Origin of the sequence: Rhizobium ecuadorense (assembly GCF_001187535.1) — a bacterium.
In the GTDB taxonomy this organism is placed as follows: Bacteria; Pseudomonadota; Alphaproteobacteria; order Rhizobiales; family Rhizobiaceae; genus Rhizobium; species Rhizobium ecuadorense.
In genome coordinates this window covers 1-218 of record NZ_LFIO01001456.1, presented here as the reverse complement: position 1 = coordinate 218, position 218 = coordinate 1, and the positions used below count along the sequence as shown (strand labels likewise).

Genomic DNA, 218 nt, shown 5'->3' with positions numbered 1-218 from the left:
CCTTTCCGCCGGTAATATCCACATTACCGCCGGCTGCAATCAGGCGTTCATGTGCGCAGCGATCGCGCTTGCGGGCGCCGGCGATACCGTAGCACTGACCAATCCCTTCTATTTCAATCACGATACGACGCTGTCGATGCTGGGGATCGGGCGTCGATTGGTCGATTGCGACGCCGCCGCCGGCTTTCTTCCCGATCTGAGTTCGGCCGAGGCTGCAC

Annotated in this window: 1 pseudogene; it reads left to right on the top strand. The window is 61.0% G+C overall.

Annotation, left to right across the window (positions count from 1 at the left end):
• A pseudogene (locus AF337_RS30240) lies at positions 1–218 on the top strand (aminotransferase); the annotation flags it as partial.